22 protein-coding genes and 2 tRNA genes are annotated in these 19,007 nt (G+C 67.5%); 8 read left to right on the plus strand and 16 right to left on the minus strand.

The features are described from left to right. Positions 1–115 precede the first annotated feature (115 nt). On the minus strand, positions 116–1,321 hold the full coding sequence (locus ACFOWZ_RS47055) for a DNA cytosine methyltransferase (protein WP_236703066.1): 1,206 nt from the start codon (positions 1,319–1,321) through the stop codon (positions 116–118). 62 nt (positions 1,322–1,383) lie between these two features. Here ACFOWZ_RS47055 and ACFOWZ_RS47060 point away from each other — a divergent pair, with 62 nt between their 5' ends. After that, on the plus strand, positions 1,384–2,142 hold the full coding sequence (locus ACFOWZ_RS47060) for a hypothetical protein (RefSeq protein WP_382381063.1): 759 nt from the start codon (positions 1,384–1,386) through the stop codon (positions 2,140–2,142). Between the two features lie 6 nt (positions 2,143–2,148). Here the strand turns inward: ACFOWZ_RS47060 and ACFOWZ_RS47065 are convergent, their stop codons facing one another. Next, positions 2,149–3,444 carry a hypothetical protein gene (locus ACFOWZ_RS47065; RefSeq protein ID WP_382381065.1) on the minus strand — a complete coding sequence of 432 codons (1,296 nt, stop codon included), beginning with the start codon at positions 3,442–3,444 and terminating at the stop codon, positions 2,149–2,151. On the opposite strand from ACFOWZ_RS47065, the gene ACFOWZ_RS47070 reads away from it, so the two are divergent. Then, entirely contained in the window at positions 3,424–3,729 is a 306-nt protein-coding gene (locus tag ACFOWZ_RS47070; protein WP_382381067.1) for a hypothetical protein, read from the plus strand. The genes ACFOWZ_RS47065 and ACFOWZ_RS47070 overlap by 21 nt on opposite strands. Here the strand turns inward: ACFOWZ_RS47070 and ACFOWZ_RS47075 are convergent. Beyond that, positions 3,726–3,926 carry a hypothetical protein gene (locus ACFOWZ_RS47075; RefSeq protein WP_030469539.1) on the minus strand — a complete coding sequence of 67 codons (201 nt, stop codon included), beginning with the start codon at positions 3,924–3,926 and terminating at the stop codon, positions 3,726–3,728. The two genes, ACFOWZ_RS47070 and ACFOWZ_RS47075, sit on opposite strands and share 4 nt — an antisense overlap. Positions 3,927–3,992: 66 nt before the next feature. On the opposite strand from ACFOWZ_RS47075, the gene ACFOWZ_RS47080 reads away from it, so the two are divergent. Next, a complete protein-coding gene (locus tag ACFOWZ_RS47080) occupies positions 3,993–4,850 on the plus strand; it encodes an NAD-dependent epimerase/dehydratase family protein (RefSeq protein ID WP_382381069.1) in 858 nt (285 codons plus the stop codon). On the opposite strand, the gene ACFOWZ_RS47085 is transcribed toward ACFOWZ_RS47080, so the two are convergent. Then, the gene (locus tag ACFOWZ_RS47085; protein ID WP_382381071.1) at positions 4,795–5,706 is read right to left on the minus strand and encodes a ribonuclease Z; all 912 of its coding nucleotides are present in this window, start codon (positions 5,704–5,706) and stop codon (positions 4,795–4,797) included. The two genes, ACFOWZ_RS47080 and ACFOWZ_RS47085, sit on opposite strands and share 56 nt — an antisense overlap. A 23-nt stretch (positions 5,707–5,729) precedes the next feature. Here ACFOWZ_RS47085 and ACFOWZ_RS47090 point away from each other — a divergent pair, with 23 nt between their 5' ends. After that, positions 5,730–6,551: a serine hydrolase domain-containing protein gene (locus ACFOWZ_RS47090; protein WP_382381073.1), complete on the plus strand. Its 822-nt coding sequence runs from the start codon at positions 5,730–5,732 to the stop codon at positions 6,549–6,551. On the opposite strand, the gene ACFOWZ_RS47095 is transcribed toward ACFOWZ_RS47090, so the two are convergent. From ACFOWZ_RS47095 to ACFOWZ_RS47105, 3 genes are all read right to left on the minus strand, one after another. Further along, positions 6,535–6,861: a hypothetical protein gene (locus tag ACFOWZ_RS47095; RefSeq protein ID WP_030469543.1), complete on the minus strand. Its 327-nt coding sequence runs from the start codon at positions 6,859–6,861 to the stop codon at positions 6,535–6,537. The genes ACFOWZ_RS47090 and ACFOWZ_RS47095 overlap by 17 nt on opposite strands. A gap of 9 nt (positions 6,862–6,870) precedes the next feature. Next, entirely contained in the window at positions 6,871–7,692 is an 822-nt protein-coding gene (locus tag ACFOWZ_RS47100) for an SDR family NAD(P)-dependent oxidoreductase (protein ID WP_382381076.1), read from the minus strand. Between the two features lie 101 nt (positions 7,693–7,793). Beyond that, on the minus strand, positions 7,794–8,270 hold the full coding sequence (locus tag ACFOWZ_RS47105; RefSeq protein ID WP_382381078.1) for a macro domain-containing protein: 477 nt from the start codon (positions 8,268–8,270) through the stop codon (positions 7,794–7,796). Positions 8,271–8,548: 278 nt separating this feature from the next. Here ACFOWZ_RS47105 and ACFOWZ_RS47110 point away from each other — a divergent pair, with 278 nt between their 5' ends. Genes ACFOWZ_RS47110 through ACFOWZ_RS47125 form a run of 4 tightly spaced genes read left to right on the plus strand, consistent with a single transcriptional unit; the run spans position 8,549 to position 11,690 of the window. Beyond that, positions 8,549–9,211, plus strand: coding sequence for a hypothetical protein (locus ACFOWZ_RS47110; RefSeq protein ID WP_382381080.1), 663 nt, complete (start codon positions 8,549–8,551; stop codon positions 9,209–9,211). Next, positions 9,208–10,260 (plus strand): thiamine-phosphate kinase, encoded by a 1,053-nt coding sequence (thiL, locus tag ACFOWZ_RS47115; protein WP_382381082.1) that lies wholly within the window; start codon positions 9,208–9,210, stop codon positions 10,258–10,260. The genes ACFOWZ_RS47110 and thiL overlap by 4 nt, the downstream gene beginning before the upstream one ends. A 3-nt stretch (positions 10,261–10,263) precedes the next feature. Further along, on the plus strand, positions 10,264–11,031 hold the full coding sequence (locus ACFOWZ_RS47120) for a hypothetical protein (protein WP_382381084.1): 768 nt from the start codon (positions 10,264–10,266) through the stop codon (positions 11,029–11,031). Then, positions 11,022–11,690: a class I SAM-dependent DNA methyltransferase gene (locus tag ACFOWZ_RS47125; protein WP_382381086.1), complete on the plus strand. Its 669-nt coding sequence runs from the start codon at positions 11,022–11,024 to the stop codon at positions 11,688–11,690. Before ACFOWZ_RS47120 ends, ACFOWZ_RS47125 begins: the two co-directional genes overlap by 10 nt. Here ACFOWZ_RS47125 and ACFOWZ_RS47130 read toward each other — a convergent pair. The 9 genes from ACFOWZ_RS47130 to ACFOWZ_RS47170 form a co-directional block, all read right to left on the minus strand. Further along, positions 11,638–12,024: an HIT family protein gene (locus ACFOWZ_RS47130; RefSeq protein ID WP_382381088.1), complete on the minus strand. Its 387-nt coding sequence runs from the start codon at positions 12,022–12,024 to the stop codon at positions 11,638–11,640. The two genes, ACFOWZ_RS47125 and ACFOWZ_RS47130, sit on opposite strands and share 53 nt — an antisense overlap. A 216-nt stretch (positions 12,025–12,240) precedes the next feature. After that, positions 12,241–12,960, minus strand: coding sequence for a (d)CMP kinase (cmk, locus tag ACFOWZ_RS47135; RefSeq protein WP_382381090.1), 720 nt, complete (start codon positions 12,958–12,960; stop codon positions 12,241–12,243). A 369-nt stretch (positions 12,961–13,329) separates the two neighbouring features. Beyond that, positions 13,330–13,405: transfer RNA gene (locus ACFOWZ_RS47140), tRNA-Arg, on the minus strand. 41 nt (positions 13,406–13,446) lie between these two features. After that, positions 13,447–13,536, minus strand: a tRNA-Ser gene (locus ACFOWZ_RS47145). A 155-nt stretch (positions 13,537–13,691) separates the two neighbouring features. Then, on the minus strand, positions 13,692–15,638 hold the full coding sequence (locus ACFOWZ_RS47150) for an acetoacetate--CoA ligase (RefSeq protein ID WP_382381092.1): 1,947 nt from the start codon (positions 15,636–15,638) through the stop codon (positions 13,692–13,694). Positions 15,639–15,713: 75 nt separating this feature from the next. Continuing rightward, complete coding sequence (locus ACFOWZ_RS47155; protein ID WP_382381094.1) at positions 15,714–16,469, minus strand: ESX secretion-associated protein EspG; 756 nt, start codon at positions 16,467–16,469, stop codon at positions 15,714–15,716. Continuing rightward, positions 16,466–17,713, minus strand: a complete 1,248-nt coding sequence (locus ACFOWZ_RS47160) for a PPE domain-containing protein (RefSeq protein WP_382381096.1) — start codon at positions 17,711–17,713, stop codon at positions 16,466–16,468. The genes ACFOWZ_RS47155 and ACFOWZ_RS47160 overlap by 4 nt, the downstream gene beginning before the upstream one ends. Continuing rightward, positions 17,710–18,213, minus strand: a complete 504-nt coding sequence (locus ACFOWZ_RS47165) for a hypothetical protein (protein WP_382381098.1) — start codon at positions 18,211–18,213, stop codon at positions 17,710–17,712. Before ACFOWZ_RS47165 ends, ACFOWZ_RS47160 begins: the two co-directional genes overlap by 4 nt. A gap of 135 nt (positions 18,214–18,348) precedes the next feature. Continuing rightward, positions 18,349–18,990, minus strand: coding sequence for a dienelactone hydrolase family protein (locus ACFOWZ_RS47170; protein WP_382381099.1), 642 nt, complete (start codon positions 18,988–18,990; stop codon positions 18,349–18,351). Between the last annotated feature and the right edge of the window lie 17 nt (positions 18,991–19,007).

The following is a 19,007-nucleotide window of genomic DNA, read 5'->3' on the forward strand; positions in this document are numbered from 1 at the left end:
CCACTGTGGATAGGCCCGCGATGCATTCGATTTGTCAGGTGACGATAGATTCGTTGCCGAACAGTTATCGAGTGGCGCGTCCCGCTACGGATGACCAGCGGCAACGGTTCAAGGACTACGCCACCATTTCGGTAACTTCGACCGGTCGAATGTCCCCGGGACGCAGTGAAGTGCCTCGAAGACACATCTCTCTCGGTTCAGGCCTGCGACCGGTGAGAATCCAGCGGGTCAGCCCCGCCAGCTGGTAGGCGATGAGCGGCGGAACGGCGTCGCCGACGTGCCGGTACGCGTTGCCGAGAATCGAGACGTCGAAGCGGAACTGCTTCGGAAAGCCCTGGAGCAGGGCCATCTCCCGCACCGTGCAGAGGCGGTGCTGCACGGGGTGGGCATAACGGCCGTTGCCGACGTGACCGCATTCGCGCTTGATCGTGCGGGCGGGTTCGTCCCACCACATCCGGCCGTACACGTCCGGGTGAGAACCCCAGTTCTGCTGTTCGACGATCTTGCGTTGTGCCGGATTCAACAACTCCGCGGTCTCGGGTGACCGGAGCAGGTCCGCCCACGAACCACCGTTCGCGGGAATTGCACGCATTCGTTCGAGACTGCGGTCCTGGGAAAAGGTCGGCGACACGTGAATGGGGTCTTCCGGGTGCGCCTCACCGGCCGCCACGACGGGCAGCTTGCCGATCGCGCGCCGGACCGTGATGGCGGACGGGCGGATGACCCTGCCCTCCCACAGGTCGTCCAGCGTGAGCAGCGGCAGGCCCTCGTCGACCGCGACCATCAACGTCCGCTCGCGCAGCTGCGGCAGGCCGAACTTGGACAGCATGTGCGTGCCGCCCGCGACGGAGTAACCGATTCGGGTGAGTTCCTCGGCGAGGCTGTCGAAGTGGTGGCGCTGCTTGCCCTTGACGAGCTCGCGGGCGTTCTCGACGAGCACGACCTTCGGCCGCAGTTCCTGCGCGTACACGGCGATCCGGCCGACCAGCGAGTTGCGCGGGTCGTCGCGCAGGTGGTTCTGGGCGGTGATCCGGCTGAAGCCCGAACACGGCGGGCACGCCAGCAACACGTCCAGCTCACCGCGCTTGAGGCCCCACACCTCTCTCAGCGCAGATGGCGACACCTTCGAGAGGTCGACCTCCAACGGGTCGACGCCGATGTTCGCGCGGTAGGTGTCGTTGCAGCGCAACGAGCCCAGACGGCTCGACGGCTTGCCGATCTGCGCATCGGCGGCACCGACGACCCGGAAGTCGCGGTGGGCGTGGAAGCCGAAGCTCATGCCGCCCGCACCCGAGAAGATGTCGGCCACCGAGAAGGACACCACGAGATCGTACGGGCGAGGCTCCGAGGACCTTTCCGTGACATCCCGTACCTTTCCGCCTTATGGAGCTGCCGCGTGCCTGGCAACGGCCTGACCCGTTGCGCGGACTCGACAGGATTTCCTGGGTCGAGGTCTACGACGGCCGGGGTGGCGCCGGTCGCGTACCCCGCCTGCTGCGCTCCCTGATGGATCCCAGCGCCGACGTGCGCCTGGACGCGTTCTCCTCGCTGGCCGACCGCCTCCTGACCGAGGACACGGTCTCCGAGGCCTCGTTCTGCGCCGTGCCGTACCTCGTGGAACTGGGGGCGTCGTACAAGGTCACCGGGGACGTGCGCGATCGGGTGATCTTCCTGCTGGCCGCGATGGCGTTGGCGGGCAAGGGGTTCACGGAGGACGGACGCCGCACGCACCGCCGGTGGAACGCTCTCGGGCGTGAACTCCCCCGCACGGCCCCGGACTGGCTGACGCAGACCCGGCACGCCGTGGCCCAGGGCGCGCCGAAGATCTTCGAGGCGCTGGCGTCCGAACGGGTCGCGTGCCTGGTGGCGCTGGCGTGCGCGGTGCCGGAGAAGCTGCCGTCGTTCGTCAGCGGCCTGATGAACGACATGGTCGACCTGCCGGGCGAGGACATGCTCGCGGACGCCGCGGAGATCGCCGTGGCACTGCTGAAGCGATCACCGGAGTTAGTCGGCGTGGACCGGCCGAAGGTGCTCGGCGAAGGACTCGTGCGGCCCGCGCACCAGCCGCGTGAGGTCGCGGCGGCGTTGATGGGGTACCGGTTCGCCCTCGTCTCCGCGTACGGCGACGAGGGCGCCTGGTAGTCCGTCCTAGGCGATCACGGCCTCTTCGATGATCGACTGCTCGACCTGGGTGTTGTCCTCGACGGCGATCGCGGGCTCCAGGGCGCCGAGGCCCGTCCCCCACTCCTGGTCCGCCAGCGCGAACGCCGCGACGGTCAGCGCCGCCACGGGTGCGCCGACCGGCATGTTCTCGCGGTGCAGGTCGAGGTCCAGACGCCCGCCGATCGGGGACGGGCTGAGCCGCAGCGTCGCGTGCGCGGGCTCGTCGGGGTGCGCGAGGCGGCACGCCCAGCCGGTGAAGATCACGCGGCGTTCGTCCACTTCGGTCGGCTGCACGGCACGCACGTTGGCGCCCACGGCGCCGGCGCGGTGGTTGTCCGCGGCCTGCAGGACGAGCTCCTCGAACTCCATCGAGGAGATGCCCAGGTCCCAACCCGCGACCAGGGCGACCTGCACCAGCGCGAGCGGCAGCGTCGGGACGGCGTCCTCGAAGCACACCATCGCGCCGCCGTAGCGGGTGTTGATCTCGGTCGGCAGGAAGCCGTCCTCGGTCGCGATGCCGTCCAGCGTGAACGTGCCGCGGTAGCCGACGGTCTCGCGCAGGTGCTCGCCGACGCGGCGGGCCAGGTTGCGCATCTCGTCGCGGATCCACACGGGCGGGTCGTAGTAGGACGCGCAGCCCGCGTAGAGGAACTTGGCCTGGCCCTGGCGGCGCGGCACGACCATCTCGATCGGACGCAGCACCGCGGTGCCGTCGGGGAACACGATGCCGTGCACGCTCACCGGAATGCCTTCCAGGAACGGCATCACGCGCACCTGCTCGCACTTCGGGGCGAGGACCTCGAACGCGTCCTTCGCCTCCTCGTACGACCGCACGCGGCGCACGAAGTTCGCGCCACCGTTGATCGCCGGGCCGTCACCGGACCAGACGACACCCGCGCCGCGGTCCAGGATCTCCGAGGCGCCCCAGAGGCGTTCGAAGTCGAGGTCGAACACCATCGCGGGCGCGCGGCGGGCGCTGAGCTCGTCCCACAGACCGTCGATCGTGGTCTTGTTCTCCAGCTCGACCCACTTGCGCTGGCGCGCGTTGAGCACGGGACGGCCCTGGAACGTGCTGATCTCGTTGTAGGGCGTGCTGATCACGACGGCCTCGCGCTTCGTGTCGAAGTCGCGCAGGATCGCCTTGACCTCGGGGCCCGGCTTGGTCAGCAGCTTGCCCAGGCGGCGCTGTTCGACGGCGACGAAGCCGCCCTTGATGCCCAGCGACACCCAGCGGGCGATCTCCGAATCATGCAGCGGGGCGTGGTCGTCGGTATCGAGCACGAGCGTATGGCGGGCACCGAGCGTATGGAGCTCATGCGCGCGCTTCGCCAGACGTGTACCACCGGCGAGGATTACCAGCCGGTCACCGAACAACTTGCCGAGGCGCTCGTTGAGCGCTGCGAGGACATGATTCATCGCCGAGAACTCGCTTTGAGAGAAGCGGAGGATGCGACCGGCGATCGCCGGGTAGCGCGTAGCGTAGAGCCACCCGGTATGTGTGTCGAAGCACGGTCCGGCAACGGCCGGATGAATGTTGGATCAGGCGATGATCTCGGTGCCCGCTAGGAGCGCGCCGCGTCCCGAAGGACCTGGTCAACGCGGCTGAGGAAACTGCGCCTGGGGTTGACCGCCGGCAGCGGGGCGGTGAGCTCGGCGGAACCGGGCGCGGCTCCGACGATCTCGGCGACGTTGCGCAGGAACTCCTGCCGCTTGAACTCCTGCACGGCGACGTCGTGCAGAAGTCCGGCGATGCTTGTGTGCACAGCGCGATGGGGGTAACTCACTCGTGTGTTATCGGCGCAGTGAGGGTCGACCTTTAGGGTCAACTTGTGCGAGTTCTGGTGACCGGCGCCACTGGGTACGTCGGCCGTGCCGTGGTCTGTGAGCTGCGGGTTCACGGTCATGAACCTGTTTTGTCCCGTCAACGCCTCTCGGAGCCGTTCGACCTGTCGGGCGTGGACGCGGTCATCCACCTGGCGGGCGCGGCCCGTGTGCGGGAGTCGTTCCTTGATCCACTTTCGTACTACGAGACGAACGTGGCGGGGACGCTGAACCTGCTGAAGGCGTTGGAGGGCCAGCGATTCCTCCTCGCGTCGACTGCCGGGGTGTACCGGCCGTCGGACTCGCCGCTGACGGAGGAGTCGGTCCGCGAACCCTCCTCCCCGTACGCCGCGACCAAGGCCGCCGCGGAGGACCTCGTGGCGTGGGCGGCGCGGTCGGGACGGATCGGGGCGACCACTCTGCGTCTCTTCAACGTCGCTGGAGGTGGTGACGCCGACACCAGTCGGGTGATCACCCGTGCCGTGGCGTGCGCCGCCGGAACGGTGCCGGGCATGGAGGTCTACGGCGACGGCACGGCCGTGCGCGACTTCGTGCACGTACGCGACGTTGCTGCTGCTTTCGTCGTGGCGCTGGAGGCGTGCTCGGTCGGCGAGTCGTCGGTCTACAACGTCGGTGGGACGCCGGCGTCTGTTCGTGACGTGCTTTCTGCCGTTGCGGAGGTGACCGGACGGTCCGTGGACGTGACCTGGCAACCCGCGCACCCCGGTGAGGTGCGGTTCCAGCGGGCCGACGTGTCGCGACTGCTCGCGTTGGGCTGGAAACCGCACTTCACGTCGCTGACAGAGATCGTCAGGGACCAGTGGCTCGCTTCGGCACCGGCACCCGGTCCAGGTCCTTCGCGATGACGATCTCGCCGTCGAACTCCCGCGCCGCCTCGGCGTGGAACTCGGCGGGGTCCTCGTAGCGCTGGGAGAAGTGCGTCAGCACGAGCTTGCGGACCTTGCAGTCCCGCGCGACGCGGGCGGCCTGCTGGGCGGTGAGGTGGCCGTGGTCGCCCGCGAGCTTCGTGTCGCGGGCGAGGTAGGTCGACTCGATCACCAGCATGTCCGCCTGGTCGGCGAGCTCGTAGACGTTGTCGCACATTCTCGTGTCCATGACGAAGGCGAACTTCTGGCCTTTGCGGGGCTCGCTGACGTCTTCGAGCTTGACGCCGTTGAGCTCGCCCTGCTGCTGGAGCGTCCTGACCTGCGGGCCCTGGATGCCGTGCTCCTTCAGCTTCTCCGGGAGCATGCGGTGGCCGTCGGGTTCGACCACGCGGTAGCCGAAGCTGTCGATGCCGTGGTCGAGGCGGTAGGCCTGGAGGCTGCCGAACTTGCCGCCGGCGATCTCGCCGTCCCCCTCGACCGGGTCTTCCTTGATGTCCGCGGCATCGTAGAAGGCGCTGGCGTAGCGGAGGCGTTCGAAGAAGTGGGCGCCGGACCGCGGGAAGTGCGCGTGGACGGTGTGCGGGACGCGGTCGAGGCTGAGCCGCTGCACGATGCCCGGGACGCCGAGGCAGTGGTCGCCGTGGAAGTGCGTGATGCAGATCCGGGTGATGTCGCTCGCAGCGGCACCCGATCGGAGGAGCTGCCGCTGGGACCCGTCGCCGGGGTCGAAGAGGAAGCCCTCGCCGTCCCACCTCAGCAGATAGCCGTTGTGGTTGCGCTGGCGCGTGGGAACCTGGCTGGCCGTTCCCAGGACGATCAGTTCCCGGACTGTCACCCCCTGACGTTAACGTCTGTCCCATGCGAAGCGTCGAAGTGGCAGCGTCGTGGCCTGTCGAGAACGTGGCGGTGGCCGTGGTGTCCGAAGGGTCCGTCGTGGGCTCGTTGGGTGATCAGCAGCGCGTGTTCCCGCTCGCGTCGGTGACGAAGCTGCTGACGGCCTACGCGGTCCTGGTGGCCGTGGAGGAGGGCGCGGTCGAGTGGGACCAGCCGGCGGGTCCGGAAGGCGCCACCGTGCGGCACCTGATCGCGCACACCGCCGGGTACGCGTTCGACAAGCCCGAGGTGCAGGCCGCGCCGGGGACGCGCCGGATCTACTCGAACGCGGGCTTCGACGTGCTGGCGTCGTTCGTCGGCGATGCCTGCGAGATGCCGTTCGCCACTTACGTTCGTGAGGCTGTGTTCGAGCCGTTGGGCATGAACTCGTCGGCTCTGGTCGGTTCGGCGGGTGCCGGTGCCGAATCTTGCGCCGCGGATCTGGCCCTGTTCGCCGCCGAGCTGCTGTCGCCGAAGCTGGTTTCTCCCGGCCTGGTGCAGGAGGCGACCTCGGTCGTCTTCCCGGGCCTGAACGGCGTGCTGCCCGGCTACGGCATGCAGAAGCCGAACGACTGGGGCCTGGGTTTCGAAATTCGCGACTCGAAGTCACCGCACTGGACGGGACTTTCCTTCTCACCGCGGACGTTCGGCCACTTCGGCCAGTCCGGCACGTTCCTGTGGGTCGACCCGGACATCTCCGCGGCGTGCGTCGCGCTGACGGACCTGCGTTTCGGCCCGTGGGCGGTCGAGGCCTGGACCCCGTTCTCCGACGGCGTCCGCGAGGAACTGGTCAGTCGGCGAGCCTGAGCGCCAGCTGCCGGAGGACCTCCTGCACGTCGGCGTCCTCGTAGTCGTTCTCGTAGGCCTGCGCAACGCCGTGGAAGGCGTAGAGCAGCCCCGCCGTGAACCACCCGAACTGCGAGAGGACCTGGTCCATCGCCTGCTTGAGAGCCTGCGCGCCGGCCTCGTTGAGCTCACCGTCGACCTTGACCTCGTAGCTGAACACGCCCTCCTGCAACGACTTGAGGGCCGTCCGCAGGTAGTCCTCAGACCCGGCGCCGTCGTAGGTGAGCGTCAGGACGCCCAGCGCCCGCTGCATGATCTCGCGCTGCTCCACGCCGCCACTCTATGGGGACCACCTGACCCACGCCGGGTCCTCCAGGACGAGTCGCTGTTCGAAGGCCTCGGCGATCGCGTCGACGTCCCACTCGACCCGTTCGACGACGGGATGCTTGGGCGAGGTCTGCCCCACGACGTGCAACCGCCCGTTGGCGAACCGCACGAGCTGCCCGGTGACCTTGGCCGCGCGATCGCTGAGCAGATAGGTGACCAGCGGCGCGATCGTCTCGGGCGGCCCGCTCTGGACGGCCTTCGTGTCAGCCGCCGCCATCCGCGTCCAAGCGATAGGGCACACGGCGTTGACGCGGATCCCTCTCTCGTGGAGCTCCGCAGCAGCGCCGGCCGTGATGCTCGCAACGGCACCCTTGGACGCGCTGTACGCCAAGGCCGTCGGCTGCCCGACCATCGCGACCGAGCCGAGGTTGACGATGGACCCGGTCCGCATGCGCCGCGCGGCCGCGTTGGTGCAGTAGAGCGTGCCGAGGACGTTGATCTCGATCAGCTCGCGCATCCTCGCGGGATCGTCCTGCCCGAGTTGTGCCTGGTAGCGGATGCCGGCGTTGTTGACGAGACCGTCGATCCTGCCGAACTGCGCGGTGCAGGTGTCGACCATGGCCTCGGCCTGCGCGGGATCCGTGACGCTGCCGGGGCTGACCACGGCCGTGCCGCCCCTGAGCGTGATGACCTCCGCAACCTGCCTGGCAAGCGGCTCGTCGACGTCGTTGACGACCACCGCGGCACCTTCCGCCGCCGCGTGGGTCGCGAACGCGCGCCCCAAACCCTGCCCGGCGCCGGTGATGACCACGGCCTTGCCCGCCAGAACCGCCATCGTCCGAGTGTGACGATCCGAGCCTTGGGAGCGGTCCCTCAGTTCGCCGAGTGGCCGCTGTCGGCGCTGGGCGGCTGGTCTGACGCGGTGACCGGCGTGCGTCAGTCGAAGTCGTAGACCGTGGTGGCGATGTCCTGCTTCAGGAGCGTCTCCTCGATGATCGGCTCGATCCGCTCCCACTTGCCACCGGCCAGCCCACACCCGATGCGCGGCATGTGAACGCTGGCTTCCAGTTCTTCGGCGTGCCCGGCCAGGGCCGCCAGGCAACGCTCGATCGCCTCGTACCGGACGGGCGGGCCTTTGCTGCCAGTGCGGATGCCGCGCTGGCCGACCATGTTCGCGACCCAGGTGTCGGGCCTGACCTGGACCAGTTGGACGGCGCCCAACCCGAAGTCGTTGGTGGCTCTGTTGCGGTGCCACTCCCGGAAGGCGCGCTCAGGCTCGGGCCAGCGCTTCGAGACGGCGACCACGAAGCCCTTGCCCCAGCCGCCGATGTCGTTGCAGACGTGGGCGATGATCTTCGGTCCCTTGGCCTGAGGGCTCGTGGCGTCCCCTTTGATCACCTGCAACGTCCGCATGCTGTCAATGCTGCCCCGCCAACGACAACATGTCCAAGCAATTTCACGCGATGATTCCATTCGGCAACTGAATCGCCGCACCCGCACACAGATTCCCAATCGGTCAGAATTGGCCATCAGACATGACACCAAAGGTCAATGTCACAGAATTGACATTAATCCGGGTTGCAACATTCGAGCTAACCTGAGCCGGCACGCCCTGACTTGCCCTCGAACTGCGCCACGATCTCAGGAACGCCACCCCAACACAATGGCCGGGTTCGACACGAGAGTCGCAGGTGATCAACATGCCGCAGTGCGATGGCGCCGACTTCTGCGAGGAAATCGCCGGAGCGACTGACACCTCGTTCAGCCGATTCTACGAAGGCAATCCACCACATCGGCGAGCACGGTCCACGGCGAACTTCGAAGTTCTGGCCGACATGTCGCCTCTGGTGACAGGTCATCTCCTGTTGCTCCCCCGCAAGCACTACCTCTCGTTCGCCCAAGTGCTCGGCCATCACCCCGGCGAAACCGAGGAACTGCTCGACGACATTGCCGCGATCTACCGTGAGACCTTTGGCGAGCCGCTGATCCTGGAACACGGTTCTGGCATCGACGAGGAGTCGCACGCGTGCATCACGCACGCGCACCTCCACCTGCTGCCCGCCGATGCCGACGCCGTGGACGACCTGCTCGTCCAAGACGGACTCTCCTACGTCGACCTCGAATCGATCACCGAGCTCCGCGAGGCGCCGTGGCCCGAATCGGCCTACTTCCTGCGCCACCACCGCGGGCGCAGTCGCGTCTACGTGCCGAACGGCAACCAGAAACGCCAGTACCTCCGCTCGATCGTCGCCACCACTCTCGACATCCCCGATCCCGAATGGGACTACGCGGTAATAGTCCGCAAGGACTGCTTGCGGCGAACCATGAAACTGGTCGAAAGCTGGTCGCGATGAGATCCGATGAACCCACCCGGCTCGCGAACATCATCACCAGCCTCTTCCGCGATCAGAGCATCACGACCGAACAGGTCGTCGTCGACGAGACGAGCACGGTCGACCTCGTCGCCGGGGCCGATGCCCAAGACGATTGCGCCGTCTTCCGCATGAACGGAGACCAGGAGTTGGTGGTGGGCTCGGACTACGTCAGAGGCCCGAAGTTCCGTCTCTGCGAAATGGGTTACCTCAGCGAGTACGACCTCGGCCACTACCTCGTGGCTGCCAACGTGAGCGACATCGCCGCGATGGGTGCTCATCCCATCGGGCTGCTGTCCGTCGTGCGCTACCCGCCGGACATGACGGACGACTCGTTCGAGAACCTCATGCAAGGCATCAAGGACGCCTGTGCGAAGTTCCGCTGCCCCAACATCGGCGGTGACATCGGAAGTGCGGAAAGGCTGATCCTCTCCGCGTCTGCGCTCGGCACCTGCAGACGCGGCGGCGCACTGTTCCGCACCGGCGCCAAGCCTGGTGACCTCGTCTGCATCACCTCACCGACCGGGCTCGCTGGAGCGGCGATGGAGTACCTCCGCGCGCAGAGGCCCTGCGCGATCATCGACGAACTGCACCTGGAGACGATGCTCGACAGCTGGCGCAGACCCGTCGCACGAGTCGACGAGGGAATCGCACTCTCCGCGTGCAGGCGCGTCACCGCTTGCCAGGACACGTCGGACGGGCTGAAGGCCACCATCGAGTGCATCGCATCGGCCAGCGGGGCCGGGATCGCCGTGTTCGAGGACTCGGTGCCGGTGCCCGAGCCTGCCGCCGCGGTCGCCCGCCATCTGGACCTCGATCCGCTCGGGCTGGTCTTCGGGGATTCCGTCGACTTCGAGCTGACCTTCACCGCGCCGTCCGATGCCGTCGACCAGCTCCGGAACGAGATCGGCCTGCACGTCATCGGGGAGGTCACCGACGACACCGACGTCGTGCTGTGCAGGTCCGACGGTGGCCGCACGCCACTACCGGGCAAGGCGTGGAAACACACCGTCGACGAAGCCGGCGGGTGACGGGTGAAGCAGTTGACGGCCAAGCTGCTGGACAGGTCGGCGCTGCTCCTCGCCACGCTCGGACTCGCGGGCAAGGCATACGACGTGCCCTCCAAGCAGTTCTGGAACTCGCTGGTCCACGGCCACGGCTACGTACCGCTGGTCCTGCTCGGCCTTGCCGGCGTCTTCGGGGCGCTGACGCCGTTCGAGAGCTACTACAAGCGCTCGATGCTCGATCGCAACGTGACGATCCGCCGCAGGATCCTCGCCGGCTTCGGGCGGATGCTGGAGATCAGCGGCGAGATTCAGCCGCCGCTGGACACCGGCGACCTGGCGATGCACATCTGGCGGCGCAAGCGCACGCTGCGCCACCCCGTCAGCGGCGTGCTGGTCAGGGTGAGCACGTACCGGATGTCGACCCACCCGTTGAACCGGAGGTTCACCCCGAAGAAGGGGACTGGCGTCGTGGGGCTCTGCTGGCAGTTCAACAAGGAGACCTTCTTCAACGCCGAACCGCTCATCGCCGCGTTGCGGACCGAGGAGGAGTTCGACGAGCACGTGCGGCAACACGGCACCGCATCCGTGATGAACCTGGCGTGGAAGGAGTTCCTCGAGTTCAACCACCGCGCGGCGTTGCTCGCGACACCGATCCGCAACGGACGGAACCGCTTCATCGGGTGTGTCAGCGTCGACGCGAGCCACGGATACGACGTGCTCCACTGCCGGGCGCTGATCGAGGAAATGACCGAACTCGGTCTGGCGATCGGTCAGGAGAACTTCGAATGCACCTAGAGGACCCGTGCCTGGCCGCGATCACCGCGGCGACCAGGCAGGCGTACGACGAGAACGCTGCTCAGTACGCCGGCCGGACCGACGACTTCGCATCGTTCCCCGGTCTCGAGGGCGAACTGGAGAGATTTCGGGCGGTGCTGCCGGAGGGCCGCGTGCTCGACCTCGGCTGTGGCGCAGGGCGTGACACCCGGCACCTGATCTCCCGAGGCCGGGAGGTGATCAGCGGCGACCTGAGCATCGAGCTCCTGCGACTCACCGAGCGGTGGCCGAACACCCGGCTGGTCCAGCTCGACCTGATGTCGCTGCCGTTTCGCGACGGTTCGTTCGCGGGCGTGTGGGCGTCCGGAAGTCTGCTGCACACACCGAGTGCGGCCCACCCTCGAGCCTTCAGCGAGATCTACCGCGTGCTGGCCGGCCGCGGCGCGACGGCGATCAGTCTCCGCGACGGCGAGGGCGAGGGATGGCGCAGGGGCGTGCGCATGGACGACGAGCGGTGGTTCACCCTGCGCCACCCTGATCACGTCGTGCAGGAGCTGGCGTCGGCGGGCTTCACCTCGATCAGGTGGACGCACTGCGGACGAGGCGATTGGTTCATCGTTGAAGCGGTCAAGCCTTGGGTGCCCACTCGTCAGGATGCGGGCCGGACAGAATCTGCCTGATGCCGCCGCGTGGATCTTCCACATCACCCTCGTACCGCGGGATGAGGTGGATGTGGAGGTGGTCGACCGTCCGGCCGGCGGCGGTGCCGTCGTTGACGCCGATCGTGTACGCGTCCGGCGTGTGCTCGTCGTCGATCTTCTTCCGGGCCTCTTGCATGAGCTCGTAGGCCTCTGCGATCTCCGCCGCCGTCAGGTCGAAGAACGACTCGACGTGCCTGCGCGGTACCACTTCCACGTGGCCCTTGGAGAGGGGGAAGTTGTCCCGCCGGACCACGAAGTGGAGGCTTTCGATCAAGATGTCGTGCAGAGAGTTGTCGTGCAGCTTGCAGAACAAGCAATCAGCCTGACGTGATCCGGTCTTGTTCGTCACGACCGGCTGCCCCATAGCGTCCCTTTTCTCACGTGCCATCACAGTCGCCCACTTCTGGTCGAGGCCGATGAACAACGTAGCGCGACTTCCGTTGAAACGACCGAACACGATCCGGTGTCCACCGTTCGAGTGCGTCAAGTTGTGATCTTGCCCGAGCAACCGCCGGTACGTCGTTGCCGATCATGAGAACGTTACGCTTCTCTCGCACACCGAACTCATTTGGCCGAGCACTTCATTGAGGGTCAGTTCGGTGGTGTCGATGGTTATCGCGTCATCTGCTGGAACGAGCGGTGAAACAGTCCTCGACATGTCTGCGCGGTCACGTCGAATAACGTCTTTGAGCACGTCCTCGTAGGAGCCTCGTCGCTCCTGCTCCAGACGACGCAGTGCCCGCACCTCCGGACTCGCGGTCAGGTAGAACTTGATCGACGCGGACGGGAACACCACCGTGCCGATGTCACGCCCTTCGATGATGCACCGCACCTGGCGCTGGGCCCACAGCCGCACCAGCTGCGTCACCCGCTTGCGCAGCTCGTCGACCCGCGCGACGTCGGACACCGCGACGTTGACCGAAGGGGACCGGAGGTCAGCGGCCTGATAGCGCTCAGAGGTGAGCAGGTCCTGATCGCGGCTCTCGTGCAACAGTTCGTCGCAGAGGGCCACCAGATTTTCCCGATCGCCGGTCGGGACACCGCGCCGCAACGCCTCGAACGCAATTACTCGGTACGTACGTCCGCTTTCGAGATAGCCGAGCCGGAACCTGTCAGCCAGAGCTACGCACGTCGTGGTCTTTCCGGCCGCAGCAGGGCCGTCGACTGCCACCACCACGTCAGGCGTCACTCGATCCAGCGAATGCACTGCTTTATGCTCCATCGAGTGACCTGGAGCCTTCAAGTCCATGCGCCAAGATAGCATGATTATCTCTTCACAGTTGGCGGACTCTCAGCAAGTCAATAGCTTCAGATAGCGCATTCCAATTCGCCCAGATCACGCACCGGGCACGTCCCGCCAGGTCAGTGGACAAAAACTGGTCATTGCGACCGGGATCCTTCATGGGCGCAACCGAATTCGTTCCGAAATGGAAACGTGAAACTTTTGCGCCCAGTTCCACAAAGGGATCCACCCGAAGCAGGGGGAGCAGCGGCGCGGCATCCGACCCTCCGGCTGTGGCCTTGATCACCGGACGGTCGGCACCCCGACAGCGACGTGGCCATCCACCACAAAACCAGAGAGCCCTGTTCGCGATTTCCGCGAACAGGGCTCTCAGTCTGGCGCGCTCGACAGGATTCGAACCTGTAACCTTCTGATCCGTAGTCAGATGCTCTATCCGTTGAGCTACGAGCGCAGGTCTTCAATTATAACCGATCCCCGAGAGGTTCGGCCTTGCGGAGGCTCCGGGATTTGAACCCGGGATGGGGGGTTACCCCAAACCGCATTAGCAGTGCGGCGCCATAGACCAGACTAGGCGAAGCCTCCCGGGACCATCCTTGGCCACGACGCATAGGTTACACAGGTCCTCAACCGACTTGCAAAACGCCCCCCTCGAAGCCTGGAACGCGCTGGTCAGGGCACGTGCCGAGGCCTCGAGAAGGGCGTTAAACGCCTGTTCGGCGGAGACAGAGTGACCTAGATCATCCCGAAGCGAGTTCCAGGAACGGTTGGAGCGACTCGGGATTGCGGAGCGCGCCGCGGCTGACCGCGCGATCGGGGTCCACGCCGGCCAGGATCTTCTTGACCGGGACCTCGCACTTCTTGCCGTTCAGGGTCCTCGGGATCTCGGCCACGGCCACGAAGCGGTTCGGCACGTGGCGCGGGGACAGGGACGAGCGCAATTCCTTGCGCAGCACCGGTTCCACGTCGGCCAAAGTCACGCCGTCGAGCACCACGAAGCAGAGGAGTTCGCCCTCGGAGACGCCGGACGTGTCGATCACCAGGGAGTCGACGACGCCGGGCACGGACTCCACGACCCGGTAGAACTCCGAGGTGCCCATGCGGACGCCGCCGCGGTTCAGGGTCGAGTCGGAGCGGCCGTAGATCACCGCCGAGCCGCGCGGGGTGATGCGGATCCAGTCGCCGTGGCGCCAGATTCCCGGGTAGGTGTCGAAGTAGGCGTCGCGCAGCCTTGAGCCGTCTTCGTCGCCCCAGAAGAAGACCGGCATGGACGGCATCGGGCGGGTGATCACGAGCTCGCCCACGGCGTCTTCCAGCTCGGTTCCCGCCTCGTCGAACGCGAAGACCGCGGCGCCCAGGGCTCGGCAGGAGAGCTCTCCGAGCCACACCGGGCGGTCCGGGGAGGCGGCCACGAAGGCCGTGCAGAGGTCGGTGCCGCCCGAGACCGAGGCGATCTGGACGTCCTTGCCGACGGCCGAGGCGATCCAGCGGAAGCCTTCTGGCGTAAGGGGTGCGCCGGTCGAACCGACGACGCGCAGGCCTGTCAGGTCGTAGCGCGACGACGGGTCGAGGCCCTCCTTCAGGCACGACTGGACGTACGGGGCCGACGTGCCGAAGTAGGTGACCCGGTGTTGTTCGGCCAGCTGCCACAACGTGTTCAGCGACGGGAAGGCCGGGCTGCCGTCGTACAGGACGATGGTGGTGCCCACCATCAGGCCGCCGACCAGGTAGTTCCACATCATCCAGCCGGTGGTGGTGAACCAGAAGAAGCGGTCGCCGGGGCCGAGGTCGCTGTGCAGGCCCAGCATCTTCAGGTGCTCCAGCACGATGCCGCCGTGGCCCTGGACGATGCCCTTGGGCAGGCCCGTCGTGCCGGACGAGTAGAGCACCCACAGCGGGTGGTCGAACGGCACCGGCGTGAACTCCAGCGCGGCGCCCTCGTTCGACGCCACCAGCTCCGCGAACGACAGGGTGTCCGGCAGCGACGAGCCGTTGTCGAGGTAGTCGACCAGGATCGTGGCGCGCAGGCCCGGCAGCTGCGCGCGGATCTCCTCCACGACCGGGCGGCAGTCGAAGGAGCGTCCGTTGTAGACGTAGCCGGAGACGGCGACGAAGACCGCCGGCTCGATCTGGGTGAAGCGGTCGGCGACGGCTCGCGCGCCGAAGTCCGGGGAGCAGGACGACCACGTGGCGCCGAGCGAGGCGGCCGCCAGGAACGCGATGAGGGCTTCTGGGGCGTTCGGGACGAGTGCCACCACCCGGTCGCCCTGCGAGACGCCCAGAGAGGCCAATGCGGCTCGGAAAGCGGCCACGCGTGAACGCAGCGTGCCGAACGTCAAAGAAGAGGCGAGGCCGTCTTCCCGATGGAAGATCACGGCCAGGTCGTCGTCGCCGCCGCGTCGCAACGCGTGCTCGGCGTAGTTCAGCGTCGCGCCGGGGAACCAGTCGGCGCCGGGCATCTCGGCAGACCCCAGCACCCGCGTGGGCTGGGAGTGGAAGTGGACGTCGAAGTACGAAGCTGTGGCGCCCCAGAACCCCTCGAGGTCGGAGACTGACCACTCCCACAGCGACTCGTAGTCGGGGAAGTCGTGGCCTCGTTCAGAGCGGAGCCACGACCGAAAGGCGGTCATCCCGTTGTCCCTCGTGGGGTCGGGGCGCCACAGCAGTTCGACGTCGGTGTCGGTCATGCCCCATGTCTAGTTGAGGCACAACCGCACGTCCATGTGTGATTGGCGGACTTGCGGTAGCCCACCTGTGTGCTCTTACCCCGCCGCGAGCAGCTCGTCGACCGCGTTCGTCAGCCGTGCCGCGTCGGCGGGGGCCAGCACGAGCCAGCCGTCCTGCCTGCGGAGGAGGTAGCGGCCCTCGCGCGTGTCGAGCCAAGACACCGAACGGCCCGTCGGGCGCGGCACGCCGTCGCGGTTGCGGGCGGTCAGGCCCAGCTCGCCGCCGCCGATGCGGGACGTGATGAGGCGCAGCAGGGTGTGGGCCTCCGGCTCGCGGATGCCGGCGTCGCGCAGGACGTCCAGGAACGCCTGCTTGCCGTCCTGCCGGCCCGCCTGGCCCGCGCGCAGGTAGTCGTCCCAGCGCACGTTCACCGCGCGTCCGGTCCCCGGTGCGAGGCCTGGCAACGATGACACCGTGGCCGAGGCCAGCGAGGTCGGGCGGAACGGGAACAGGTGCACGTCGTCGTTCACGCGCGCGGCGAACGCACCGCTCCAGCCCGCGCAGGCGATGCCGCGGGCCAGTTCGGTGCCCTTGAAGTACGCGATCTCCAACGCGCGGTCGAACTCGCCGAGACCGGCGACCAGCGCACGCAGGTCGGGGTCGGGGCGGTGCACGGTGCCGAGGCGACGGGCCTGCAGCGCCTGCGAACTCTCCTCGACGAGGCGTTGCCGCGCCGCTCGGGTGGCCCCGAAGTGGGGCGTGCCGAGCGGCACGACGCGGTCCTCGCCGTGCACGGCTTGCCACAGCAGGAAGAACTCCTGCGAGCTCACCGTGAACTGGCGTTCTGTCACTGACCGATCACCGGCGGGGCCGCCTTGCGGTCCAGGCCGAAGACGTTGTCGTCCTCTTCCAGGTAGCTCGCGGTCTTGTGTTCGCGGTTGTCGTCACGGCCACCGCCCGCAACCGGAGCACCTGCCATCGGCGCGCCACCCATCGCGAGCGGGTTCTGGAACGCCTTGGTCTGGCCACCGGGCGCTGCCGACGCCGCAGCCGCAGCCGCGCCTGCTCCGCCGCGCGCACCTTCGCTCACACCGGCCGCGCCACCGCTGGCGGAACCACCGCCACCGGCACCACCGCCGCCACCGGCCTGGCTGCCGGAGTTCGTCCCGAAGGGCCTGGCCATGCCGCCGGCGAAACCGCCGCCGCCACCGCGACCGCCGCCGTAACCACCGGCGCCGCCGTAGCGCGACGACGTGTTCGTGGTGCCGCGGTTCTGGTTCTGCGTGCCGGTCGCGACCGTGCCGCCACCACCGCCGCCGGCGCCGGGGCCGTCGGGAAGGCCCGTGTTGGACCGTCCGCCGAGATCGGTGACGGGGGGAGGCGTCGGGTTGAGCGGGTTCACCGGCGGGGTGAACTGCGCGGGCACGGTCTGGTCGACCGCGGCCGAGTTGCGCTGGAACGACGCCATGACGTCCGCCGCGAGTCGGTGCTGGGCGTCGTTGGCCGCGAGGGTCTCGACGGTGCTGGTTCCCAAGGTCTCGAAGCCCGCGAACTCGCCCTGCACCAGGCGCGGTTCCCTCAGTGCGGTGAACCCGTCGGCCTGGTCGACCATCGCGAGGCGGTCCCGCAGCGCCGGCCGGAGCACTGTCGGCTCCACCGGCACCGGCGGCTCCGGCGGCTTGGGAGGCGGCGGCATCGCGGCACGGGCGGCCTCGACGTTGTCGGTCTCGGTCGTGATGGCAGCGGAGACCTTGTGCGCGTAGGTCGCCGTGTCGTCGACCCAGTTGGTGACCTCGGTCAGACCGTCACGCGCGAGCCGCGCCGACTCGCTGTCCCAGCCCACGGTCGAGTCCTCGACGGCCTTGAGCAGGTTCGCGCGCACGCCGGCGATGTCCTCGCCGATCTTCTTCCAGTTCGTGGCTGCGGCCTGGGCGCCTTCGAGGTTCACGCCGGTGTGAACCATGTTGTAAAGCGCTTCGTGCGAGAAGGTCATCCAGTCGATCTGGGCGGTCAGGGGACTGCCCTCGTCGTCGTGACCCTTGTTGTCGTGGCCGTTGTTGTCGTTGCCCTTGTTGTCGTGCGATCCGTGACTCACCAGGAACCCCCGGCCTTCTTCATGGCCTCTTCTGCCTGTTCGTCGGCGTCGCGGGTGCTGTCGCGGTTGCGGCTCAACGCGTTGCTGATGTCGTCGAGGACCTTGAAGAGGTCGAACAACGCCTTCGCGGCCCCGGACTCCTCACCGACGGCGAGCTCGGAGAACCGCGCGCTGATCGCCTTGGCGACCGGGTTCTCACCGAACTGCAGCGGCGTCGCCAGCTGCTTGCTCGTTCGCTCCCACAGGTCCATCACCTGGTCGCGCGCGTCGTCGACCGCCTTGATCAACGCGTCCGCGGCGTCGACGTCGAGCGTCAGCTTGCCGTTGTCCGCCGCTTGGTCGAGCTTGGCCGCGGCATGACTGGCCTCCGCCTTGTCCACCAGCATCTGCTGCTGGAGAACGGGTTTCACCGCCGCGAGCTGTTCCGCGGTGATCGGCGTCGTCGTCGCCGTCGTGACCGCGGGTGTCTCCGTGCCGGTCGTCCCAGTGCCTTCAGCCATCCTCATAACCCCCTGCACTGCATAACTCGTCACCGCAGCACTGGGCGTTACTCACAGCTACACCCAGTCAGCCGTCCGAAGCACCCCTTAGATGTACCTGGAGGACGGTTCGGTTCCAATCCGCCGTAAAGACTCTTACCTCATGTGTGCGTCGAACCAGTTCAACGCACGAGCCCACGCTTCGTCACTGGAAACGTCGAAACGCACCAGATCCGAAGCGGTTTCCGAACTGATCACCGCATCGCGAAGCTTTTTCACTTCTTCGGAGTCGTCGTCCCGGTAGATGCCGAGCCACGGGCACGTGAGGTCGCTCGCGACGTCCACGAGAGCGGGCAGGCCGTCCGAGAGCGGCTCCAGAATTCCGGGAGCCTGCACGGTGACCGCCGCGCCGATCGTGCGGCTGGCGGCGACCACCATCGCGACCGTGCCGCCGATGTCGAAGCCGACCACGCCCATCCGGTCCGCGCTCACACCCTGCTGTCCCAGCCACACGAACGCGACGTCGGTGTCCTCCAGGAGGCGGTCACCGGAGAGCTTGCTGACCTGGTCCCTGATGTCGTCGCCGTGCACGCGGTCCTCGTCGTAGAGGTGCGGCGCGATGGCGAGCCAGCCCTCGTCGGCAAGGCTGCTGACGAGCGAGCGCACCCCCTCGGTCACACCGCGGGCCTCGTGCAGCACCACGAGTCCGCCCCGCACGGCGGAGTCGGGTTCGGCGATCGTCACCCGCAGCTCACGGCCGTCGGTGAGGGAAAGCGTCTCGACGCGGGTAGTGGTCATGTTTCTTACCCTTCCAC

Origin of the sequence: Lentzea rhizosphaerae, assembly GCF_042649515.1 — a bacterium.
Classification (GTDB): Bacteria; Actinomycetota; Actinomycetes; order Mycobacteriales; family Pseudonocardiaceae; genus Lentzea; species Lentzea aerocolonigenes.

Bases quoted from the DNA above. Each gene is read 5' to 3' on its own strand.
- ACFOWZ_RS47060 (WP_382381063.1), top strand. From the start codon at position 1,384: ATGGAGCTGCCGCGTGCCTGGCAACGGCCTGACCCGTTGCGCGGACTC.
- ACFOWZ_RS47090 (WP_382381073.1), top strand. From the start codon at position 5,730: ATGCGAAGCGTCGAAGTGGCAGCGTCGTGGCCTGTCGAGAACGTGGCG.
- ACFOWZ_RS47100 (WP_382381076.1), bottom strand. From the start codon at position 7,692: ATGGCGGTTCTGGCGGGCAAGGCCGTGGTCATCACCGGCGCCGGGCAG.
- ACFOWZ_RS47105 (WP_382381078.1), bottom strand. From the start codon at position 8,270: ATGCGGACGTTGCAGGTGATCAAAGGGGACGCCACGAGCCCTCAGGCC.
- thiL (WP_382381082.1), top strand. From the start codon at position 9,208: ATGAGATCCGATGAACCCACCCGGCTCGCGAACATCATCACCAGCCTC.
- ACFOWZ_RS47125 (WP_382381086.1), top strand. From the start codon at position 11,022: ATGCACCTAGAGGACCCGTGCCTGGCCGCGATCACCGCGGCGACCAGG.
- cmk (WP_382381090.1), bottom strand. From the start codon at position 12,960: ATGGACTTGAAGGCTCCAGGTCACTCGATGGAGCATAAAGCAGTGCAT.
- ACFOWZ_RS47150 (WP_382381092.1), bottom strand. From the start codon at position 15,638: ATGACCGACACCGACGTCGAACTGCTGTGGCGCCCCGACCCCACGAGG.
- ACFOWZ_RS47165 (WP_382381098.1), bottom strand. From the start codon at position 18,213: ATGGCTGAAGGCACTGGGACGACCGGCACGGAGACACCCGCGGTCACG.
- ACFOWZ_RS47170 (WP_382381099.1), bottom strand. From the start codon at position 18,990: ATGACCACTACCCGCGTCGAGACGCTTTCCCTCACCGACGGCCGTGAG.